The organism is Pseudomonas imperatae (assembly GCF_057128625.1).
On record NZ_JBSKHP010000002.1, the window covers coordinates 39,097 to 58,291 of the forward strand.

22 protein-coding genes are annotated in these 19,195 nt (G+C 64.4%); 17 read left to right on the plus strand and 5 right to left on the minus strand.

The features are described from left to right. Positions 1-924, plus strand: a complete 924-nt coding sequence (locus ACWKWX_RS02760; RefSeq protein WP_476296382.1) for a sulfonate ABC transporter substrate-binding protein — start codon at positions 1-3, stop codon at positions 922-924. Positions 925-1,235: 311 nt separating this feature from the next. Then, a complete protein-coding gene (locus tag ACWKWX_RS02765; protein ID WP_483826979.1) occupies positions 1,236-1,478 on the plus strand; it encodes a hypothetical protein in 243 nt (80 codons plus the stop codon). A gap of 92 nt (positions 1,479-1,570) precedes the next feature. Here ACWKWX_RS02765 and tauD read toward each other — a convergent pair whose 3' ends face one another. The 5 genes from tauD to tauA (ACWKWX_RS02790) form a co-directional block, all read right to left on the minus strand. Beyond that, positions 1,571-2,404 (minus strand): taurine dioxygenase, encoded by an 834-nt coding sequence (gene tauD / locus ACWKWX_RS02770; protein WP_483826980.1) that lies wholly within the window; start codon positions 2,402-2,404, stop codon positions 1,571-1,573. A 34-nt stretch (positions 2,405-2,438) separates the two neighbouring features. Further along, positions 2,439-3,272: a taurine ABC transporter permease TauC gene (gene tauC, locus ACWKWX_RS02775; protein WP_473004867.1), complete on the minus strand. Its 834-nt coding sequence runs from the start codon at positions 3,270-3,272 to the stop codon at positions 2,439-2,441. Beyond that, the gene (tauB, locus tag ACWKWX_RS02780; RefSeq protein ID WP_473004865.1) at positions 3,269-4,060 is read right to left on the minus strand and encodes a taurine ABC transporter ATP-binding subunit; all 792 of its coding nucleotides are present in this window, start codon (positions 4,058-4,060) and stop codon (positions 3,269-3,271) included. The genes tauC and tauB overlap by 4 nt, the downstream gene beginning before the upstream one ends. A 124-nt stretch (positions 4,061-4,184) precedes the next feature. Further along, entirely contained in the window at positions 4,185-5,159 is a 975-nt protein-coding gene (gene tauA / locus ACWKWX_RS02785; protein WP_483826981.1) for a taurine ABC transporter substrate-binding protein, read from the minus strand. A gap of 183 nt (positions 5,160-5,342) precedes the next feature. Beyond that, entirely contained in the window at positions 5,343-6,308 is a 966-nt protein-coding gene (gene tauA, locus ACWKWX_RS02790) for a taurine ABC transporter substrate-binding protein (protein ID WP_483826982.1), read from the minus strand. 416 nt (positions 6,309-6,724) lie between these two features. On the opposite strand from tauA (ACWKWX_RS02790), the gene ACWKWX_RS02795 reads away from it, so the two are divergent. From ACWKWX_RS02795 to ACWKWX_RS02865, 15 genes are all read left to right on the plus strand, one after another. Beyond that, a complete protein-coding gene (locus ACWKWX_RS02795) occupies positions 6,725-8,098 on the plus strand; it encodes an OprD family porin (RefSeq protein WP_483826983.1) in 1,374 nt (457 codons plus the stop codon). 174 nt (positions 8,099-8,272) lie between these two features. Continuing rightward, positions 8,273-8,911, plus strand: coding sequence for a peroxiredoxin (locus tag ACWKWX_RS02800; RefSeq protein WP_416421506.1), 639 nt, complete (start codon positions 8,273-8,275; stop codon positions 8,909-8,911). A gap of 245 nt (positions 8,912-9,156) precedes the next feature. Beyond that, a complete protein-coding gene (ssuE, locus tag ACWKWX_RS02805) occupies positions 9,157-9,750 on the plus strand; it encodes an NADPH-dependent FMN reductase (RefSeq protein ID WP_416421505.1) in 594 nt (197 codons plus the stop codon). Positions 9,751-9,910: 160 nt separating this feature from the next. Beyond that, positions 9,911-10,876: a sulfonate ABC transporter substrate-binding protein gene (locus ACWKWX_RS02810; RefSeq protein WP_416421504.1), complete on the plus strand. Its 966-nt coding sequence runs from the start codon at positions 9,911-9,913 to the stop codon at positions 10,874-10,876. Positions 10,877-10,934: 58 nt separating this feature from the next. Beyond that, a complete protein-coding gene (gene ssuD / locus ACWKWX_RS02815) occupies positions 10,935-12,083 on the plus strand; it encodes an FMNH2-dependent alkanesulfonate monooxygenase (RefSeq protein WP_483826984.1) in 1,149 nt (382 codons plus the stop codon). A gap of 9 nt (positions 12,084-12,092) precedes the next feature. Then, positions 12,093-12,875: an aliphatic sulfonate ABC transporter permease SsuC gene (gene ssuC, locus ACWKWX_RS02820; RefSeq protein WP_416421502.1), complete on the plus strand. Its 783-nt coding sequence runs from the start codon at positions 12,093-12,095 to the stop codon at positions 12,873-12,875. After that, a complete protein-coding gene (gene ssuB / locus ACWKWX_RS02825) occupies positions 12,872-13,687 on the plus strand; it encodes an aliphatic sulfonates ABC transporter ATP-binding protein (protein WP_483826985.1) in 816 nt (271 codons plus the stop codon). The genes ssuC and ssuB overlap by 4 nt, the downstream gene beginning before the upstream one ends. Positions 13,688-13,718: 31 nt before the next feature. Beyond that, positions 13,719-13,934, plus strand: coding sequence for a TOBE domain-containing protein (locus ACWKWX_RS02830; RefSeq protein WP_027980095.1), 216 nt, complete (start codon positions 13,719-13,721; stop codon positions 13,932-13,934). A 160-nt stretch (positions 13,935-14,094) separates the two neighbouring features. Then, on the plus strand, positions 14,095-14,751 hold the full coding sequence (locus tag ACWKWX_RS02835) for a YjfI family protein (RefSeq protein WP_416421500.1): 657 nt from the start codon (positions 14,095-14,097) through the stop codon (positions 14,749-14,751). Between the two features lie 18 nt (positions 14,752-14,769). After that, on the plus strand, positions 14,770-15,474 hold the full coding sequence (locus tag ACWKWX_RS02840) for a PspA/IM30 family protein (RefSeq protein ID WP_416421499.1): 705 nt from the start codon (positions 14,770-14,772) through the stop codon (positions 15,472-15,474). A 123-nt stretch (positions 15,475-15,597) separates the two neighbouring features. Continuing rightward, positions 15,598-16,143: a rhomboid family intramembrane serine protease gene (locus tag ACWKWX_RS02845; RefSeq protein WP_416421498.1), complete on the plus strand. Its 546-nt coding sequence runs from the start codon at positions 15,598-15,600 to the stop codon at positions 16,141-16,143. Between the two features lies 1 nt (position 16,144). Next, entirely contained in the window at positions 16,145-16,795 is a 651-nt protein-coding gene (locus ACWKWX_RS02850; RefSeq protein WP_476296401.1) for a DUF2491 family protein, read from the plus strand. A gap of 20 nt (positions 16,796-16,815) precedes the next feature. Next, the gene (locus ACWKWX_RS02855; RefSeq protein ID WP_416421496.1) at positions 16,816-17,244 is read left to right on the plus strand and encodes a DUF350 domain-containing protein; all 429 of its coding nucleotides are present in this window, start codon (positions 16,816-16,818) and stop codon (positions 17,242-17,244) included. Between the two features lie 14 nt (positions 17,245-17,258). Beyond that, on the plus strand, positions 17,259-18,008 hold the full coding sequence (locus ACWKWX_RS02860; RefSeq protein WP_416421495.1) for a DUF1190 domain-containing protein: 750 nt from the start codon (positions 17,259-17,261) through the stop codon (positions 18,006-18,008). A gap of 6 nt (positions 18,009-18,014) precedes the next feature. After that, positions 18,015-19,169, plus strand: a complete 1,155-nt coding sequence (locus ACWKWX_RS02865) for a glutathionylspermidine synthase family protein (protein ID WP_483826986.1) — start codon at positions 18,015-18,017, stop codon at positions 19,167-19,169. Positions 19,170-19,195: the final 26 nt, after the last annotated feature.

Sequence of the window (19,195 nt, forward strand, 5' to 3'; positions counted from 1 at the left end):
ATGAAACCACTAGCACGCCTGGCGGCCGGCCTGTCCCTGCTTGCCCTGACTTTCAACGCCCTGGCCGACCCGGCCGCGCTGCGCATCGGCTACCAGAAGGGTTCCATCGCCCTGGTGCTGGCCAAGGAGCACGGCCTGCTGGAGAAGCAGTTCCCGCAGACCAAGGTGCAGTGGGTGGAATTCCCCGCCGGCCCGCAGATGCTCGAAGCGCTCAACGTCGGCGCGCTGGACGTGGGCTCCACCGGCGACATCCCGCCGCTGTTCGCCCAGGCTGCGGGCGCCGACCTTGTGTACATCGGCGCCGAACCGGCCAAGCCGGCCGCTGAAGTCATCCTGGTGAAGAGCGACAGCCCGCTGCACAGTGTGGCCGAACTCAAGGGCAAGAAAGTCGCGTTCCAGAAGGGCTCCAGCTCGCACAACCTGATCCTGCGCGCGCTGAACCAGGCCGGCCTGAGCTACAAGGACATCCAGCCCATCTACCTCAGCCCCGCCGACGCCCGCGCCGCCTTCGAGCAAGGCAGCGTCGACGCCTGGGTGATCTGGGACCCGTACTCATCGCTGGCGCTGAGCGAAGGGCACACCCGCAAACTCGCCGACGGCACCGGCCTGGGCCTCTCCGGCCCGCTGTACACCGCCCGCCGCCCGTACGCCGAACAGAACGGCCCATTCATCCACAACCTGCTGGCCGAACTCAGCCAGGCCGAAGCGCTGACGCGCAGCCAGCGTGAAGACAGCATCAACGTGCTGGCGGCCAACATGAGCCTGCCCAAGCCGGTGGTGGCGCAGTACATCGACAACCGCCCGCCATCGCCGATTGCGCCGGTTGACGCGAAGGTGATGGCGGCGCAGCAGGTGACGGCGGATCTGTTTTGGCAGAACCATTTGTTGCCGAAGCGGTTGGATGTGAGCAAAGCGATTCCGTAGTCTGGCGGGGGCAGCTACGGATTCTTCCTACATCCATATCGGAAGTGGCCGGATAGTTGTGCCCCAGGCAACGCCCTATAGTCCTCTGCGTCGCTGACCATCAGCGGCCGGGCGTGCAAGCCCTGTCCAGAAACGTCGTCCCCGTAACCGCACAGCAGGCAGTAGAATGCCTGCTGTGTTCGTCATGGCGGCTATGTGTGGGAGATCTTCGGGTCTGCCGGCTCTGGACCGGTCTTGCACACCTGCGCATAGCTGCCACCCCATTCGCGTGCAAGCGAGGGTGGCTGTCTCAACTGTCCAGAGTACTTGCCATGACTTACCAAGACGCCTCACCCCCCATCTTCCTCATCAACCCCGACTGCCCCGACCTCGACCTCTTCGAATTCGCCACCCGCCGCTTCCAGACCGTGCGCAACCTGATGGAGTCCTTGTCGTGCATGAATTCCTGCTCCATCGAGGGCAAAGACCTGAATGTGGCGGCGGAGGTGAGTTATCACCTGTTGCAGGAGGGGTGTGAGGTGCTGGAGGCCATGCGCAAAAAGCTGGCCCTGTAGCAGCGGCCGCCAGGCCGCGTCACGGGCGCCGCGTTATTGGAGGCATGGCGCCGGACGCAGCCTTCGGCAGCTGCTACGGGGCGGAGCGCCTGTCAGAACGGCGCATCGCCCAGGATGGTGGCGCGCTGCATCACGCGGCGGGCCGGGCGGTAGTCGTCCACGGCGTAGTGCTGGGTGCTGCGGTTGTCCCAGAAGGCCACGTCGTTTTCCTGCCAGCGCCAGCGCACGAAGAATTCGGGGCGGGTGGCGTGGGCGAACAGCAGCTTCAAAATCGCATCGCTTTCCGCCGGCTCCAGTTCGTTGATGCGGGTGGTGAAGCCGTCGCTGACGAACAACGATTTGCGCCCGCTGACCGGGTGGGTGCGGATCACCGGGTGGCTGATGGGCGGGTTCTTGCGCCGGGTTTCTTCCCAGCGCGCCAGGTCTTCGGGGGTGCTGCCGAAGCGCTCCAGCGGGAACGACTTGGTGAAGTCGTGGGTGGCGGTGAGGTCGTCCAGCAGGCGCTTCAGCGGTGCCGACAGCGCTTCATAGGCGGCGATGCCGCTGGCCCACAGGGTGTCGCCGCCGTAGGGCGGGATCAGCTTGGCGCTGAGCACCGCGCCCATGGCCGGGGTGGGCAGGAAGGTCACGTCGGTGTGCCAGATGGCGTTGTCGCGCACGTCGGTCACGGCGGTGTCGAGGATCAGCACTTCCGGCTGTTCCGGCACGTTCGGGTAGATGGGGTGAATGTGCAGGTCGCCGAACTGAGCGGCGAAGTGCGCCTGCTGCTGCGGGGTAATGGGCTGGTCGCGGAAGAAGATCACGTGGTGCGCCAGCAGCGCCTGTTCGATGGCGTCGCGGTGCGCCGCGGTCAGCGGCTGGGCGATGTCGACGCCGCTGATGACGGCGCCAATGGCAGGGCTGATGGGGGTGATGGTCAGGCTCATGGCTATCTCGTTATTCAAGGTAAGCAGTGATCGATCAATGACTTTGGCCGTGCCAGGGCACCAGCTTGCGTTGCAGGGCGCGCAGGCCCATTTCCAGGGCGAAGGCGATCACGGCAATGACCAGGATGCCCAGGATGACCACGTCGGTAACCAGGAACTGCGCAGCCGACTGCACCATGAAGCCCAGGCCGCTGGTGGCGGCGATCAGCTCGGCGGCCACCAGGGTGGACCAGCCCACGCCCAGGCCGATGCGCACGCCGGTAAGAATGTCGGGCAGGGCGCTGGGCAGGATCACGTGGCGAATCAATTGCGCGCGGGTGGCGCCCAGCGACTGCGCGGCGCGCAGCTTGGCCGGGTCGACGGTGCGCACGCCGGTGGCGGTGGCGATGGCGATGGGGGCGAAGATGGCCAGGTAGATCAACAGCACTTTCGACAGCTCGCCAATGCCGCACCAGATCACGATCAGCGGCAGGTAGGCCAGCGGCGGGATAGGGCGGTAGAACTCGATCAGCGGGTCGAAGATGCCACGGGCGATGCGGTTGGTGCCGATGGCGATGCCGATCGGGATGGCCGTCAGGATGGCGAAGCCCAGCGCCAGGCCGATGCGGCTCAGGCTGGCACCCAGGTGCTGCCACAGGGTGGCGTCCATGTAGCCCTTGGTCGCCAGCAGCCAGCCTTTTTCCAGCACGGCCACGGGCGAGGGCAGGAACAGCGGCTCGATCAGCCCACTGGCGGTGACGGCCCACCACAGGGCCAGCAAGGTCAGCAGGGTAAGGCTGCTGATGGCGCGGGTGCTCAACGGGCGCCGCGGTTTCACCGGCTTGACCAGGGTAGCCTGGGCGGTGACGGGGGCTTGGTAGCTGCTCATGCCGGCTCCTGTTGCAGTGCGGTGCGTTGCGAAAACACGCGCGACAGCACGTGCTCGCGGGTTTCGATGAAGCGCGGATCGGACTTGATTGCGCGGGCCGATTCCCCGGCGGCGTAGCGCTGGCCGAAGTCCAGGTTCAGGCGTTCCACCACCTGGCCGGGGTTGGGCGCCAGCAGGATCAGGTCGGTGGCCAGGAACACCGCTTCTTCGATGTCGTGGGTAATCAGGAACACCGGCTTGGCAGTGCGCTTCCACACTTGCAGCAGCAGTTCCTGCATCTGCTCGCGGGTGAAGGCGTCCAGCGCGCCGAAGGGTTCATCCATCAACAGCACGCGCGGGTCGGCGGCCAGGGCACGGGCCAGGCCGACACGCTGCTTTTGGCCACCGGAGAGTTGCCAGATGCGCCGGCTGCCGAAGTCGGCCAGGTCCACCAGGGCGAGCATGTCGCGGGCGCGCAGTTCACGCTTTTCACGCGGCACGCCGGCCAGCTCCAGGCCGAAGGCGACGTTGGCCAGCACGTCCTGCCAGGGCAGCAGGGCATCGTCCTGGAACACCACGCCGCGCTCGGCGCTGGGGCCTTTCACCGGCACGCCGTCGAGGGTGATGCGCCCGGCGCTGGGCTCGACGAAGCCGGCGATCAGGTTCAGCAGCGAGGTCTTGCCGCTACCCGAAGGGCCAAGAGCCACCAGCAGTTGTTGCGGGCCCAGGGACAGGTTGATGTCGGCCAGCACCGGCGTGCTGGCGCCGGGGTACTGTGCGCTGATGCGCTCGAGTTGCAGCAGGGCCATGAGATTGATCCTATGCGTGGCGCCGCCGATGCCCTTGTGGGAGCTGGCTTGCCAGCGAGCTGTTGCTGTTTGAAGAGCTCGCTGGCAAGCCAGCTCCCACAAAGGCGTGGGGGCCGGAAAATGGTTACTGAACGAACTGCGCGCTCACGTAGGGGGCGTAGTCGGGCAGTACGGCGTCGACCTTGCCTTGTTCCTTGAGGAAGGTGGCGGTGTCGGTGATGGCCTGGGTGGTGGGGGCGCCCAGGGCGGTCACCTGGTCAGCGGCCAGTGGGTAGACGTTGCCCTGCAGCAGCAGCGGGATGTCGGCGGCCTTGGCACCCGACAGCTTCACCAGCTTGTCGATGTTGCCCTGGTTGGCCAGCCAGGCCTTGGGGTCTTTGCGGTAGTCGGCGTAGGCGTCCAGGGTCACCTTGGCGAAGGCCTTGACGATTTCCGGGTGCTTGGCGGCGAAGTCCTTGCGCACGATCCAGGCGTCGAAGGTTGGCGCCCCCAGCTTGGCCAGTTCACCCGAAGTGATCAGCACCTTGCCGCTTTCCTTGGCCACGCCCAGCGCCGGGTCCCAGACGTAGGTAGCGTCGATGTCGCCGCGCTTCCAGGCAGCGATGATGGCCGGCGGGTCGAGGTTGAGGATGGTGACTTTGGAGGGGTCGATCTTCCACTGCTTCAGCGCGGCCAGCAGGCTGTAGTGGCCGGTGGACACGAAGGGCACGGCGATTTTTTTGCCGATCAGGTCCTGCGGGCTGTTGATGCCTGCGCCGTTGCGGGCCACCAGGGCCTCGGCGGCGCCTATCTGGGTAGCGATCAGGAAGGTTTCCACCGGCAGTTGGCGGGTAGCGGCAGCGGCCAGGGGGCTGGAGCCGACGTAGCCGATCTGCACGTCGCCGGAGGCCACGGCGGTGATCACCTGCGAGCCGCCGTCGAACTTGCGCCAGCTGATTTTCGATTGGGTGGCCTTTTCATAGGCGCCATCGGCCTGGGCGACCTTGGCCGGGTCGACGGTGGTCTGGTAGGCCACGGTGAAGTCGGCGGCCTGCGCCACGAACGCGGCGCCTGCCAGGGAGATGGCCGCCAACAGGCGAAGGGGGTTGAAGCGGGACATGGTGCAGCTCCTCATCAGGCGGCCGGATGGCTTGGGTGATGGGAAGACTAAATGATCTAAGAATCAGTAAATAAATAACTGTTTTGCATTAGCTTAGCGCTGGACGTGCCAGACGCGGCCTTCGGCCGCTGCTACGGGATTTGCGCCCCGTAGCAGCGGCCGAAGGCCGCGTCATGGGGCAACTCAATTAACGAACCTGGCGCTTACGTACGGGGAATAATCAGGCAGCACGCTCTCGACCTTGCCCTGTTCCTTGAGGAACTCCGCCGTCTGCTCGATGGCCTTGGCGGTGCCGCCTTGCAGCAGCGCCGGGGTTTGCTGGGCCTTGGCGTCGGGGAAGGCGGCGCCGGCCAGCAGTTCGGGTACGTCGCTGGCATTGGCGCCGGTGAGCTTGGCTATTTTTTGCACAGGCACCGAGTCAGCCGTCCAGGCGTCCTTGTGCGCGGCATAGTCGGCGAACGAGTCCAGGGTCACCCTGGCGAACTGGGCGATCACTTCCGGGTGCTTGTCGGCGTAGTCCTTGCGCGCGACCCACACCTCGAAGGTGGGTGCGCCCCATTGGCCCACCTGGGCGGCGTCGGTGAGGGTCTTGCCGGTCTTGCGGATCTCGCCCAGGGCGGGTGACCAGACGAAGGCGCCGTCGATGTCGCCGCGCTTCCAGGCGGCTGCGATTTCCGCCGGCTGCAGGTTCACCACCTTGACCTTGCCTTCCAGCCCCCAGTGCTTCAGCGCACCCAGCAGGCTGTAGTGCGAGGTGGACACGAACGGTGTGGCGATGGTCTTGCCCACCAGGTCCTGCGGATTGTTGATGCCGCTGCCGTTGCGCACCACCAGGGCCTCGGCGGCGTTGATCTGCGCGGAGACGATGAAGGCCACGATCGGCAACTTGCGTGAAGCGGCAGCGGCCAGCGGGCTGGAACCCAGGTTGCCGATCTGCACGTCCCCCGAGGCAATGGCGGTGACCACTTCCGGGCCGCTGTTGAAACGGCGCCAGTCGATCTTCTCGCCGATGGCTTTTTCATAGGCGCCGTCGGCCTGCGGCACCTTGCTGGGGTCGATGCCGGTCTGGTAGCCGATGGTGAGGTTGGCCGCTTGCGCGCTGGCCTGGCAGATGAACAGGCTGAGGGCGACGGTTAAAAGCTTTTTCATGTGCGGACGGTTTACGGACACGGAGCACCTCTGACCGCTCGGGCGGCTTCTGCAAAGGGGGTGGGGAAATGTCCGGTGGTCCGGTTGGTGAAAGCTAAACGATCTAAAAAATAAATTACAAAGACCGTTTAGTAATTACCTTAGAGGTCGATACAGGTTAAGCGACGTGGCGTTTGGCAAAACCGGTTTTCTATTCCAAAACGATCTGAAAAGAGATGAAACAATTCTTTTTGGAGTTATGAAATATTATTTACTCTTGCCCGTCACAAAATGGACATAGACCATCGTCGTAAACCGACCTAGAGCGGTTGACGCGGTGTTCGCCACTGGCATTAATCGCAACAACCCCAGCGCAATGGACAGAAGATCCATGATTGGGGACAGACAAGAATTAGAATCATTACAGGAGCAACACAATGTACAAGTCTTCCTTGGCTCTGGCCGTGGCTGTAGGGGTATTCGCCGCGCACGCTGGCGCCGAAGGTTTCATCGATGACAGCAAGGCTGTCCTCAAACTGCGCAACTACTACATCAACACTGATAACCGTGACTCGGGTACCAAGGCTGCTGGTGCTGCGAACTACCAGGCTGAGTGGGGCCAGGGCTTCCAGCTGGAGTTCCAGTCGGGCTACACCGAAGGTACGGTCGGTTTCGGCGTTGACGCCATCGGGCTGCTGGGCGTGCGCCTGGACTCCTCGCGTGCCAAGTCGGGTAACACCAGCGGCGTGGCAGACGGCGGTACCGTGTTCCCAACCGATGGCAACGACCCTGCCAGCGAGTTCTCCAGCCTGGGCCTGACCGCCAAGGCCAAGATCTCCAAGACCGAGCTGAAACTGGGCACCCTGATGCCCAAGCTGCCGGTCATCCAGTACAACGATGGTCGCCTGCTGCCACAGACCTTCCAGGGTGGCCAGGTTACCTCGAACGAAATCAAGGACCTGACCCTGATCGCCGGTCAGATCGACACGGCCAAAGGCCGTAACTCCAGCAACAACGAGAACCTGTCGATCAGCGGCTCGAACGGCAGCGGCAACAGCAACGCTACTGGCCTGAACGCGCGCAGCAACAAGTTTTACTACGCTGGCGCTGACTACAAGATCACCAAGGACTTGCTGGTCCAGTACTACTACGGTGAACTGACCGACTTCTACCAGCAGCACTTCCTGGGCCTGGTACACAACTGGGCTATCGGCCCGGGCGTGCTGAAGTCTGACCTGCGCGTGTTCCACAGCACTGATGACGGTGTCAGCGCCGCCGATACCGACCATTTCAGCTCGGGTGACTACCGTGGGAATGCCAGTGGTCGTGGTCCTGTGGACAACAATCTGTACAGCGGCCTTTTCCTGTATACCGTGGCCGGCCACACCTTCGGCGGCGGCTACCAGGTCAGCAACGGCAGCTCGGACTTCCCGTGGCTGAACCAGGGCGACGGTTCGTCGAACTACACCATCACCGACATGCAGATCCAGAAGTTTGGCCGTGCCGGCGAGCGCACCTGGCAAGCACGCTACTCGTATGACTTCGCCGCACTGGGCCTGCCAGGCGCCACCGCCGGCATCGTCTACCTGCGTGGTGACAACATCGACACTGTCAACGCCTCCAAGGTTGTTACCGGCAATGGCCGCTCCGAATGGGAACGTGACCTGACCCTGGCTTACGTCGTGCCAACCGGCACCCTCAAGGGCCTGGGCTTCACCTGGAAAAACGCCATGTGGCGCAACGACATTCCAGGCCAGCGCGACCAGGACGAAAACCGTGTGATCGTCAGCTACTCGATCCCACTGCTGTAACCCTGCTGTAAAGACCAAAGCCTGCCGCGGACCCTATCCCGCGGCGGGCTTTGTTTTATCCAAAATCTGTTATGCCTTTTAACGCTAAATAAATCGATATTTATTCTTTTTATTTCGTCTACGCTGAGTGCACAGTGGTTCCCATAAAGCACTCAACAAGGAGCAAGGCCTCTCATGAGCATCCGCCTCGGCGACATCGCCCCCGATTTCGAACAAGACTCCAGCGCCGGCAAGATCCGTTTCCACGAGTGGCTGGGCAACAGCTGGGGTGTGCTGTTCTCCCACCCTGCGGACTTCACCCCGGTGTGCACCACCGAGCTGGGCTTCACCGCCAAGCTCAAGGAAGAGTTCGCCAAGCGCAACGTCAAGGCCATCGCCCTGTCGGTGGACCCAGTGGATTCGCACCACAAGTGGATCGAGGACATCAACGAAACCCAGAACACCATCGTCAACTTCCCGATCCTGGCCGACGCCGACCGCAAGGTGGCCGACCTCTATGACCTGATCCACCCCAACGCCAACGACACCCTCACGGTGCGCTCGCTGTTCGTGATCGACCCGAACAAGAAAGTGCGCCTGACCATTACCTACCCGGCCAGCACCGGCCGCAACTTCCACGAGATCCTGCGGGTGATCGATTCGCTGCAGCTCACCGACAACCACAAGGTGGCCACCCCGGCCAACTGGCAGGACGGTGACGAGGTGGTGATCGTGCCGTCGCTCAAGGACGAGGAAGAGATCAAGCAACGCTTTCCCAAGGGCTACCGCGCGGTGAAGCCGTACCTGCGCCTGACGCCCCAGCCTAACCGCTGAGTACCCGTATTTGTGGGAGCTGGCTTGCCAGCGAGCTGTTGAAGGCTGAAAAGCTCGCTGGCAAGCCAGCTCCCACCAGGGTTTGAGGGCCGTTGATCACGGCCCTTTTTTTTACCCGAAATCTCATATTCTTTCAGCGTCTAACCACATGAAAAAATATGATTTATGGATATATAAAAGGCCTGTTATGGTCAGTTCCATCTCGCCGATCGCGAGGCCTTTTGGTCAAAGAAGGAAGGGTGGCAATGCTGGTTGTATCTCTTGGTGGCAGCCCCAGTGTGCGTTCACGGTCCGGCGTGTTGCTGGACCAGACCCGGCTCTGGCTGCAGCGCCACAACGTGGAAGTGGCGACGTTCCAGGTACGCGACTTCGCGGCCGAGGACCTGCTGCACGCCCGCTTCGACAGCCCCAAGGTGCTCGACTTCCTGGAGCTGGTGCAGAAGGCCGACGGCCTGATCGTCGCCACGCCGGTGTACAAGGCCTCGTTCAGCGGCGCACTGAAAACCCTGCTGGACCTGCTGCCCGAGCGGGCGCTGGCCAACAAGGTGGTACTGCCCATCGCCACCGGCGGCAGCATCGCCCACATGCTGGCGGTGGATTACGCCCTGAAGCCGGTGTTGGCCGCGCTGAAGGCCCAGGAAATGCTGCAGGGGATCTTTGCTGACGACAGCCAGATCGCCTACGGCGAAGGCAGCGCCGCGGCGCAGCTGGCCCCGGCGCTGGAGCAGCGCCTGAGCAATGCCCTGGAAGAGTTCCACTACGCCCTGAGCCGCCGGCCACAGGCGCTGGAGCCCGGCATCTTGAACGAAAGACTCTTGAGCGCGCGCTGGAGTATCTAACGCCGCTTGTGGGAGCTGGCTTGCCAGCGAGCTTTTAGGCCCCAACAGCTCGCTGGCAAGCCAGCTCCCACATGTTAACTCACTGATAACACTCGCCTTACTCGCCCGCCAACGGGCAAGCAGGTGCAGCCAAAACCCAACCAAGCAAAGGAGCGGCGCTATGCGCACAGTCTTTTTGCGTCGTGGGCTGGTCGCTCTGTTTGCTGCGGCTGTGTCGTTCGGCGCCATCACCCAAGCCCAGGCTGACACCCTGCGCATCGGCTATCAGAAATACGGCACCCTGGTGCTGCTCAAGGCCCGTGGCTCGCTGGAAAAGCGCCTGGCCGCCCAGGGCGTGCAGGTGCAATGGACTGAGTTTCCCGGCGGCCCGCAGCTGCTGGAAGGCCTGAACGTGGGCTCCATCGACTTCGGCGTCACCGGCGAAACCCCGCCGGTGTTCGCCCAGGCCGCCGGCGCCGACCTGCTGTACGTGGCCCATGAGCCACCGGCTCCCAACAGCGAAGCCATCCTGGTGCCCAAGGACTCGCCGATCAAATCGGTGGCCGACCTCAAGGGCAAGAAAGTGGTGCTCAACAAGGGCTCCAACGTGCACTACCTGCTGGTGCGCGCCCTGGAAGACGCCGGCCTGAAATATACCGATATCCAGACCGTGTTCCTGCCGCCCGCCGACGCCCGCGCCGCCTTCGAGCGCGGCGCCGTGGACGCCTGGGTGATCTGGGACCCGTACCAGGCCGCTGCCGAACAGCAGCTGCAAGCGCGCACCCTGCGTGACGGCAAGGGCCTGGTGGACAACAACCAGTTCTACCTGGCGACCAAGCCTTTTGCGCAGCAGCACCCGCAGGTGATCGCCGCCCTGATCGACGAAGTGCGCTCGGTGGGCGAGTGGTCCAAGTCCAACCCCGAGCAGGTCACCCAGGAAGTCTCGCCGCTGCTGGGCCTGCCCGCCGACATCACCCTGACCTCGGTGAAACGCCAGGGCTTCGGCGCCGAGTTCATTACCCCCGACGTGGTCGCGGCGCAGCAGAAGATCGCCGACGCCTTCTACCAGCTGAAACTGATTCCCAAGCCATTGAGCATCAAGGATGTGATCTGGACGCCGCCTGCCAAGGTCGCGACAGCCCCGTGATTCGAACTGCGGGCCGGCGCGTCGTGCCGGCCCTAGCCACCCTTAGGAGACAACTCCAATGAGCCTCAATATTTTCTGGTTTCTTCCCACCCACGGCGACGGTCATTACCTTGGCACCGCCGAAGGCGCGCGCGCCGTGGACCATGGCTACCTGCAACAGATCGCCCAGGCCGCCGACCGCCTGGGCTTTGGTGGCGTGCTGATTCCCACGGGACGTTCCTGCGAGGATTCCTGGCTGGTGGCGGCATCGCTGATTCCGGTGACCCAGCGCCTGAAGTTCCTGGTGGCGCTGCGCCCGGGCATCATTTCGCCGACCGTGGCCGCGCGCCAGGCGGCCACCCTGGACCGCCTGTCCAACGGCCGTGCGCTGTTCAACCTGGTGACCGGTGGCGACCCGGAGGAGCTGTCCGGCGATGGCTTGTTCCTCAGCCACGAAGAGCGCTACGAAGCCTCGGTGGAATTCACCCGCATCTGGCGCCGCGTGCTGGAAGGCGAGACCGTGGACTACGACGGCAAGCACATCACCGTGAAGGGCGCCAAGCTGCTCTACCCACCGGTGCAGCAGCCGCGTCCGCCGCTGTATTTCGGCGGTTCTTCGGACGCTGCCCAGGACCTGGCCGCCGAGCAGGTGGAGCTGTACCTGACCTGGGGCGAGCCACCGGCCGCCGTCGCCGAGAAAATCGCCGAGGTGCGCGCCAAGGCCGCCAAGCAGGGGCGCACCGTGCGTTTCGGCATCCGCCTGCACGTGATCGTGCGGGAAACCAACGCCGAGGCCTGGGCGGCGGCAGACCGCCTGATTTCCCATGTGGACGACGACACCATCGCCCGCGCCCAGGCGTCGCTGGCGCGCTTCGACTCGGTGGGCCAGCAACGCATGGCCGCGCTGCACGGCGGCAGCCGCGACAACCTCGAAGTCAGCCCCAACCTGTGGGCCGGCGTGGGCCTGGTGCGCGGCGGTGCCGGCACGGCGCTGGTGGGCGATGGCCCGACCGTGGCGGCGCGGGTCAAGGAATACGCGGCGCTGGGCATCGACACCTTCATTTTCTCCGGCTACCCGCACCTGGAAGAGTCGTACCGCGTGGCCGAACTGCTGTTCCCGCACCTGGACGTGCAGCGTCCCGAACAGCCCCAGGGCGCCAATTACGTGAGCCCCTTCGGTGAAATGGTCGCCAACGACATTCTGCCCAAAGCCGCGTCGCAGAGCTGAGGGCTGACCATGGAAAAGATTATCCACAGGCTGGCGCCCTGGGCGCTGCCGGTGCTGTTGCTGGCGGTGTGGCAGTTGTCGGTGAGCGCCGGCTGGCTGTCCACGCGCATCCTCCCGGCGCCCAGCGCCGTGGTGGCGGCGGGTGTCGAGCTGGTGCGCAGCGGCGAGATCTGGACGCACCTGGCCATCAGTGGCTGGCGTGCGGGCGTGGGCTTTGTCATCGGCGGTTCGCTGGGCCTGTTCCTGGGCTTCGTGGTGGGCCTGTCGAAATGGGGCGAGCGCCTGCTCGACAGCTCCATGCAGATGATCCGCAATGTGCCGCACCTGGCGCTGATTCCGCTGGTGATTCTGTGGTTCGGCATCGATGAGTCGGCGAAGATCTTCCTGGTGGCCCTGGGCACCCTGTTCCCGATCTACCTGAACACCTACCACGGCATCCGCAACGTCGACCCGGCGCTGGTGGAAATGGCCCGCAGCTACGGCCTGAGCGGCTTCGCGCTGTTCCGCCAGGTGATTCTGCCGGGCGCGCTGCCGTCGATCCTGGTGGGCGTGCGTTTCGCTCTCGGCTTCATGTGGCTGACGCTGATCGTGGCGGAAACCATCTCGGCCAGCTCCGGCATCGGCTACCTGGCCATGAACGCCCGTGAATTCCTGCAGACCGACGTGGTGGTGCTGGCCATCGTCCTCTACGCCGTGCTCGGCAAACTCGCCGACCTGGCCGCCCGTGGCCTGGAGCGCGTGTGGCTGCGCTGGCACCCGGCCTACCAGGTCGCCAAGGGAGGTGCCGCATGACCGCCGTATTGAAGAGCCAACCGCCGCGCCTGCTGCAGGGCATCCCGCTGGCGCTGGACAAACTGCAGAAATCCTTCGGCAACCGCCAGGTGCTCAAGGACATCGACCTGCACATTCCGGCCGGGCAGTTCGTCGCCGTGGTGGGCCGTAGTGGCTGTGGCAAGAGCACCTTGTTGCGCCTGCTGGCCGGCCTCGACAAGCCCAGCGGCGGTGAGCTGCTGGCAGGCTCGGCACCGCTGAGTCAGGCCCGCGACGATACCCGCCTGATGTTCCAGGAAGCGCGCCTGCTGCCGTGGAAGAAGGTGATCGACAACGTCGGCCTGGGCCTCAAGGGCGACTGGCGCCCGCAGGCGCTGCAAGCCCTGGAAGCGGTAGGCCTGGCCGAGCGCGCCAACGAGTGGCCGGCGGCCTTGTCCGGCGGCCAGAAGCAGCGCGTGGCCCTGGCCCGTGCGCTTATCCACAAGCCGCGCCTGCTGTTGCTGGACGAACCGCTGGGGGCGTTGGACGCCCTGACCCGTATCGAGATGCAACAGCTGATCGAGCGCCTGTGGAAGCAGCATGGCTTCACCGTGCTGCTGGTGACCCACGACGTGGCGGAAGCCGTGGCGGTGGCCGACCGGGTGATTCTGATCGAAGACGGCGAGGTGGGCCTGGACCTGCACGTCGAGCTGCCACGCCCGCGCGCCCGTGGCTCGCACCGCCTGGCAGCGCTGGAAACCGAAGTCCTCAACCGTGTGCTGGCGTTGCCGGGCACCCCGCCCGAACCCGAGCCCACGGCACCCTTGCCCACGCAACTGCGCTGGGCACTTTGAACCTTACCCTCGTTTGAACAGGAAGAATCACATGACTATCAAAGCGATCAACGTCCGCAACCAGTTCAAGGGCACCGTGAAGGAAATCATCGAAGGCCCGGTGCTGTCGGAAATCGACGTGCAGACCGCCTCCGGCATCGTCACTTCGGTGATCACCACCCGGTCCGTGCGCGAGCTGGAACTGGTGATCGGCAGCGAAGTGATTGCCTTCGTGAAGTCCACCGAGGTCTCGATCGCCAAGCTGTAACCACCGTTCAGGCAGTTTTTTGCCCTGCAGGGTTCGCCCTGTGGGGTTTTTTTATGCCCGGAACATTTGCGACAAATGGAAACAAATTCATCACGCGTGATGTATTGCGCTCTGCTGCAGAAGGCGTATGTTTATCACATGTGATACGGAACAGACACAAATGACAGGCAATCCAGACAGCCCCAAGCCGGCCAGGAAAAAGGCCCCCGCGGAGAAGAAAACCTCCAGCTTCTACATGAAGAAGATGCGTGCGGGCCTGGCCGATGCCGGTTACGTGAAACACGAGGCCTGGGTGCTCCCGGAGAACCGCGGGCTGCTCAAGCAGGTGGAAAAACAGCTCCGCCAGCCTGTCATGGCTGGCACTTTCAAGTTGGAGGAACACATGACCACAGCGGAGAAATGGACCCTTGACCGCCTTCACTCGGCCTTCCAGGGCCTGGACGAAGTGGTGTCGAAGGAAATCACCCTGACCCTGGTGCAGGGCGCCGAGCAGAGCCTGAAGCTGGAAATGAACGAATACGGCGGCCTGCCGATTCACATTGCCGTGGTGGGCGAGCAGATCATCGTCGACACCGTGCTGGTGGATGTCGATTCGATCAAGGACGTGGCGCACTTCAACGAAGCTGTGCTGCGCAGCCGCGAGCTGTTCCCGCTGTCGTCCATCGGCCTTGAACAGATGCCCAACGGCCAGACCGTCTACAACATGTTCGGCGCGCTGAGTGCCAGTTCGAGCCTGACCAACGTGGTCACCGAAGTGTCCACCCTGGTGGACAACGTGCAGCGCGCCGCCGAAGCCTTCCAGGGCTTCTTCAAGTAATCGCCAAGGAGTAACGACATGAGTAATCAATCCATCTGGAGCAAGTTGTTCACGGCGCTGCGTGGCGGTGCCAGCGAAGTCGGCGAGTCCATCGTCGACCAGCAGGCCCTGCGCATTCTCGACCAGGAGATCCGCGACGCCGACACCGCGCTGGCCAACGCCAAGCGCGAGCTGGTGACCATCATGGCCAAGCACAAGCTGGCCACCGACCGCGTGGCCCAGTACGACGCACGCATCAGCGACCTGGAAAGCAAGGCCCTGGCCGCCATGAAGGCCGAGCGCAACGACCTGGCCCACGAAGTGGCCGAGGCCATCGCCGTGCAGGTCAACGAGCGTGAGACCGAGCACAAGCAGGCCGTGGAATTCGGCGGCTACGTGGAAAAGATGCGCAAGGACATCACCAAGGCCGAGGCGCGCATCAAGAGCCTGCGCCAGCAGGTGGACGTGGCCAAGGCCCGCGAAAGCGTGCAGAAAGCCCAGGTCAGCGCCTCCATCGCCAGCGGCGGTGCCAACGGCAAGCTGGAGACTGCGGTAGGCACCTTGAGCCGCCTGCAGGCCAAGCAGGAGCAGCGCGCTGCCGAACTGGAGGCCCAGGACCAACTGGCCGAAGCCTCCACCGGCAACGACCTGGAGCGCAAGCTGAAGGAAGCGGGCATTACCCCGGACACCAGCAGCGCCAACGCCATCCTCGAGCGCCTGCGCAAGCAGCAGGCCGGCGAGTAACGCGCAATCCCGTAGCCGCTGCCGCCAGGCTGCGCTGGCCCTGATGTTCACTGCAGATTTTCAGTGGGGCATGGGGCCAGCGCAGCCTTCGGCAGCGGCTACGGATATCCCTGGGAGACGCATGTGATCGCCGCCAAGGATTTCAAACCCGTGCTCTGGCTTGCCGGAGTGATGTGCGTGGTGCAGGTGCTCAACCTGCTGTCAGGCTACAGCCTGAACACCTACGGCCTGCTGCCGCGTTCGCCGCAGGGCCTGCTGGGCATCGTCAGCGCACCGTTCCTGCACGGTTCCATCTGGCACCTGCTGGGCAACCTGGTGCCGTTCGTGGTGTTGGGCACGCTGGTGGCCAAGGACGGCATCGGCCGCTTCCTGGCGGCCAGCGGGCTGATCATCGTCATCGGCGGGCTGCTGGTGTGGCTGTTCGGCCGGGGCTACTACCACGTGGGCGCCAGTGGCTGGGTGTTCGGCCTGTGGGTGTACGTGCTGGCCCGGGCCTGGTTCCACCACAGCTGGGCCAATCTGTTCTGTGCCGTGGCCGCGCTGTTGCTCTATGGTGGGTTGGTATTCGGTTTCCTGCCCCGCCATGGCGTGTCGTTCGAGTCGCACATCGCCGGTGCGGCGGCGGGGCTGGTGGCGGCACGGATGCTTTTGCGCAAAGAAGGAGTTTGATATGGGTTGGTTCAAGCAGTTCATGGGCCTGGAGGCACCTGCCGCCAAGCCCCAGGCACCGGTGGAAGGCGCGCTGGGCCTGGCCCAGGGCCGCTCGGTGAGTTTCGACGGCACGCTCAAGCTGCTGCTCGATGGCCACAGCCGGGTAATCATTCCGCCCACCCAGCAGATCTGGGCGGTGGGCAGCGTCGACCTCGGCCAGTCGCAGTGGCTGAGCCGCTACTACATGGACGACGAGGACTACTGGCTGCAGGTGCACACCAGCGGCGAGCAGGACGGCCAGGTGGAATCGGTGATCCTGTTCAACTACCTGCGCTACGCCACCATCAGCAGCAACGCCGAGCTGCAGCGCCTGGCCGGGCCCAATAGCGACATCGGCCTGCCCACCTACAACCTCGACGGCGTGCAGTTCACCCGCGAGTGGGGCACCGAGGCCGGGCAGACCGAGCTGACCGACCTGCGCGAGCAGGTGCGCAACCCCAAGGAAAGCTACGTCATCCAGCACCGCGCGATGCTGTACGCGCGCGACACCGGCCTGACCGACCGCCGCGAATTCCTGCTGTTCTCCGTCGAGCAGGACGAGGAGGGCACCGTCAGCCTCAGCGCCTCGCTGGGCGTGTCGCTGTACCCCACCGACCTGCACATCCTCTGACTCATCCATAGGGACATGCCATGCTAGAAGCACTTTCGATTTCGCTGAACCCCACGGCCGTGCTGGGTTTCCTGCTGTACCTGCTGGGGGCGGCGATGTTCCTCGTGCTGTTCCAGTTCATCTACACGCGCATGACGCCGCACAAGGAATTCGCCCTGATCCGCGAGGGCAACGTCGCCGCGGCCGTGGCCCTGGGCGGCGCCATCATCGGCTTCGCCATTCCGGCCAGCAACGTCATTGCCTATTCCATCAGCCTGCTGGACTTCGTGGTGTGGGCGCTGATCGCCGGCGTAGTGCAGCTGCTGGCGTTCCTGGCGGTGAGCCTGGTGCTCAAGGGCGTGTCGGCGCGCATCCAGCGGGGCGAGCTGGCCACCGGCATCTACGTGGCGGCGGTGGCGATCAGCGTGGGCATGCTCAATGCCGCCTGCATGACGCCCAACACCAACTGATCGCGGAGCCAGGGATGAAACGAAGCAAGTACGTACAACTCTCGCTGGCCGCCTCGGTGGCGCTGGCGGTGGCCGGTTGCGGCGCGCCGGAGAAGACCTACCAGGTCAAGAAGACCTTCGACTTCAAGAGCGTGGCCGAATGCACCGCGCAGAAGTTTCCGGTGGACATGTGCTCCGACGCCTACATCGCTGCGCTCAACGAACACCGGCGCATTGCCCCGGTGTACGACAACAAGGCCGACTGCGAAGCGGACTTCGTGCCTGACTACTGCCAGGTGGACTCGGCCGGCAAGTACATGCCCCAGCTGGGCGGTTTCGAGCTGGACGCCAACGGCACCGTCACCCAGTCGCAGCTTGATTCGGCCAAGGCCGAGGTGGCGCGCTCGGGCGGTGAAAGCGGCGGTGGCGGCGGGGGCTTCAACGGCAGCGGCCTGCTGACCGGCCTGCTGATTGGCCACATGCTCAGCAGCAGCACCGGCAACTTCAACGCCGCGCCGGTCTACCAGTACCGTGACAACCGCGGCAACTACGCCAGCTCCACCCTGGGCTCGCGCATCAACAGCGGTGCCACGTTCTCGCGCTCGCGCCAGAGCGAATCCGGCAACGGCTACAGCGGTGGCAGCGGCGGCTTCGGCCGTGCGGGAATCAACGCCAACCCGGTGTCGGTGCGCCAGGCCACCACCCGTGGTGGCTTCGGCAGCTCGGCCACGGCGCGCAGCGGCTGGGGCGGCTCGTCGTCTTCGCGCAGCAGCTTTGGCGGATAACCGGCCATGAAGAAAATCGCCATTGCCGAGCGCCCGGACTGGAAGCAGACCGCCGAGCGCCTGGGCTTCATGTTCCACACCATCGACGGCGAGCCCTACTGGGACGAAAGCGCCTATTACCAGTTCAGCCTCAAGCAGATCGAGGACGACCTGGAGGACCCGACCCAGGCGCTACACGAGCTGTGCATGGACCTGGTGGCCAAGGTGGTGGAGAGCGAAGAGCTGCTGGAGCGCCTGAGCATCCCCGCCGCCTACCATGACCTGGTGCGCACCTCGTGGCTGGAAGGCCACCCGCACCTGTACGGGCGCATGGACTTTTCCTACGACGGCAACGGCCCGGCGAAGCTGCTGGAGCTGAATTACGACACCCCCACCAGCCTCTACGAGGCCGCGGCCTTCCAGTGGGGCTGGCTGGAGCAGGGCATCGAGCGCGGCAAGCTGCCGGCCGGCGTCGACCAGTTCAACAGCATCGACACGCGCCTGCACGAAGCCTTCGCCGCGTTGAACATCCAGCGGCCGTTCTACTTCGCCTCCATCAAGGGCTCGGTGGAAGACAAGGCCACCACCGATTACCTGCGCCTGATCGCCGACAAGGTCGGCATCGAGTCGCGGCACATCGACCTGGAAGACATCGGCCTGCTGGACGGCCGCTTCGTCGACCTGCAGGACCGCTGGATCCCGCACCTGTTCAAGCTGCACGCCTGGGAGTTCATCTTCCACGAGCCGTTCGGCGCGGCCATTGCCCAGTGCGACACGCAGTTCATCGAGCCGGCGTGGAAGGCCATTTTGTCGAACAAGGGCATTTTGCCGATGCTGTGGGAGGCGCACAAAGGCCACCCGAACCTGCTGGAAAGCCACCTGGACGCCAACCCACGCTCGGCGGTGCCGAAGGGCTGGGTGCGCAAGCCGTATTTCTCCCGCGAGGGCGCGAACATCGAGCTGCGCACGGCGGATGACCAGCTGCACGTGGTCGACGGCCCCTACGACGACGCGCCCTACATCCTGCAGCAACTGGCGCCGTTGCCGAAGTTCGGCGACAGCTACACGCTGGTGGGTTCTTGGGTGATTGGCGACTGCGCGGCGGGTATCGGGATTCGCGAAGATGACAGCCTGATAACCAAGGATACCAGCAGGTTCCTTCCGCATTTGATCCTGGATTAGGTGGGAGCTGGCTTGCCAGCGAGCTT

What these genes read in the sequence shown, in the direction of transcription:
- ACWKWX_RS02760 (WP_476296382.1), top strand. Translation starts at nt 1, where the DNA reads ATGAAACCACTAGCACGCCTGGCGGCCGGCCTGTCCCTGCTTGCCCTG.
- ACWKWX_RS02765 (WP_483826979.1), top strand. Translation starts at nt 1,236, where the DNA reads ATGACTTACCAAGACGCCTCACCCCCCATCTTCCTCATCAACCCCGAC.
- tauD (WP_483826980.1), bottom strand. Translation starts at nt 2,404, where the DNA reads ATGAGCCTGACCATCACCCCCATCAGCCCTGCCATTGGCGCCGTCATC.
- tauC (WP_473004867.1), bottom strand. Translation starts at nt 3,272, where the DNA reads ATGAGCAGCTACCAAGCCCCCGTCACCGCCCAGGCTACCCTGGTCAAG.
- tauB (WP_473004865.1), bottom strand. Translation starts at nt 4,060, where the DNA reads ATGGCCCTGCTGCAACTCGAGCGCATCAGCGCACAGTACCCCGGCGCC.
- tauA (WP_483826981.1), bottom strand. Translation starts at nt 5,159, where the DNA reads ATGTCCCGCTTCAACCCCCTTCGCCTGTTGGCGGCCATCTCCCTGGCA.
- tauA (WP_483826982.1), bottom strand. Translation starts at nt 6,308, where the DNA reads ATGAAAAAGCTTTTAACCGTCGCCCTCAGCCTGTTCATCTGCCAGGCC.
- ACWKWX_RS02795 (WP_483826983.1), top strand. Translation starts at nt 6,725, where the DNA reads ATGTACAAGTCTTCCTTGGCTCTGGCCGTGGCTGTAGGGGTATTCGCC.
- ACWKWX_RS02800 (WP_416421506.1), top strand. Translation starts at nt 8,273, where the DNA reads ATGAGCATCCGCCTCGGCGACATCGCCCCCGATTTCGAACAAGACTCC.
- ssuE (WP_416421505.1), top strand. Translation starts at nt 9,157, where the DNA reads ATGCTGGTTGTATCTCTTGGTGGCAGCCCCAGTGTGCGTTCACGGTCC.
- ACWKWX_RS02810 (WP_416421504.1), top strand. Translation starts at nt 9,911, where the DNA reads ATGCGCACAGTCTTTTTGCGTCGTGGGCTGGTCGCTCTGTTTGCTGCG.
- ssuD (WP_483826984.1), top strand. Translation starts at nt 10,935, where the DNA reads ATGAGCCTCAATATTTTCTGGTTTCTTCCCACCCACGGCGACGGTCAT.
- ssuC (WP_416421502.1), top strand. Translation starts at nt 12,093, where the DNA reads ATGGAAAAGATTATCCACAGGCTGGCGCCCTGGGCGCTGCCGGTGCTG.
- ssuB (WP_483826985.1), top strand. Translation starts at nt 12,872, where the DNA reads ATGACCGCCGTATTGAAGAGCCAACCGCCGCGCCTGCTGCAGGGCATC.
- ACWKWX_RS02830 (WP_027980095.1), top strand. Translation starts at nt 13,719, where the DNA reads ATGACTATCAAAGCGATCAACGTCCGCAACCAGTTCAAGGGCACCGTG.
- ACWKWX_RS02835 (WP_416421500.1), top strand. Translation starts at nt 14,095, where the DNA reads ATGACAGGCAATCCAGACAGCCCCAAGCCGGCCAGGAAAAAGGCCCCC.
- ACWKWX_RS02840 (WP_416421499.1), top strand. Translation starts at nt 14,770, where the DNA reads ATGAGTAATCAATCCATCTGGAGCAAGTTGTTCACGGCGCTGCGTGGC.
- ACWKWX_RS02850 (WP_476296401.1), top strand. Translation starts at nt 16,145, where the DNA reads ATGGGTTGGTTCAAGCAGTTCATGGGCCTGGAGGCACCTGCCGCCAAG.
- ACWKWX_RS02855 (WP_416421496.1), top strand. Translation starts at nt 16,816, where the DNA reads ATGCTAGAAGCACTTTCGATTTCGCTGAACCCCACGGCCGTGCTGGGT.
- ACWKWX_RS02860 (WP_416421495.1), top strand. Translation starts at nt 17,259, where the DNA reads ATGAAACGAAGCAAGTACGTACAACTCTCGCTGGCCGCCTCGGTGGCG.
- ACWKWX_RS02865 (WP_483826986.1), top strand. Translation starts at nt 18,015, where the DNA reads ATGAAGAAAATCGCCATTGCCGAGCGCCCGGACTGGAAGCAGACCGCC.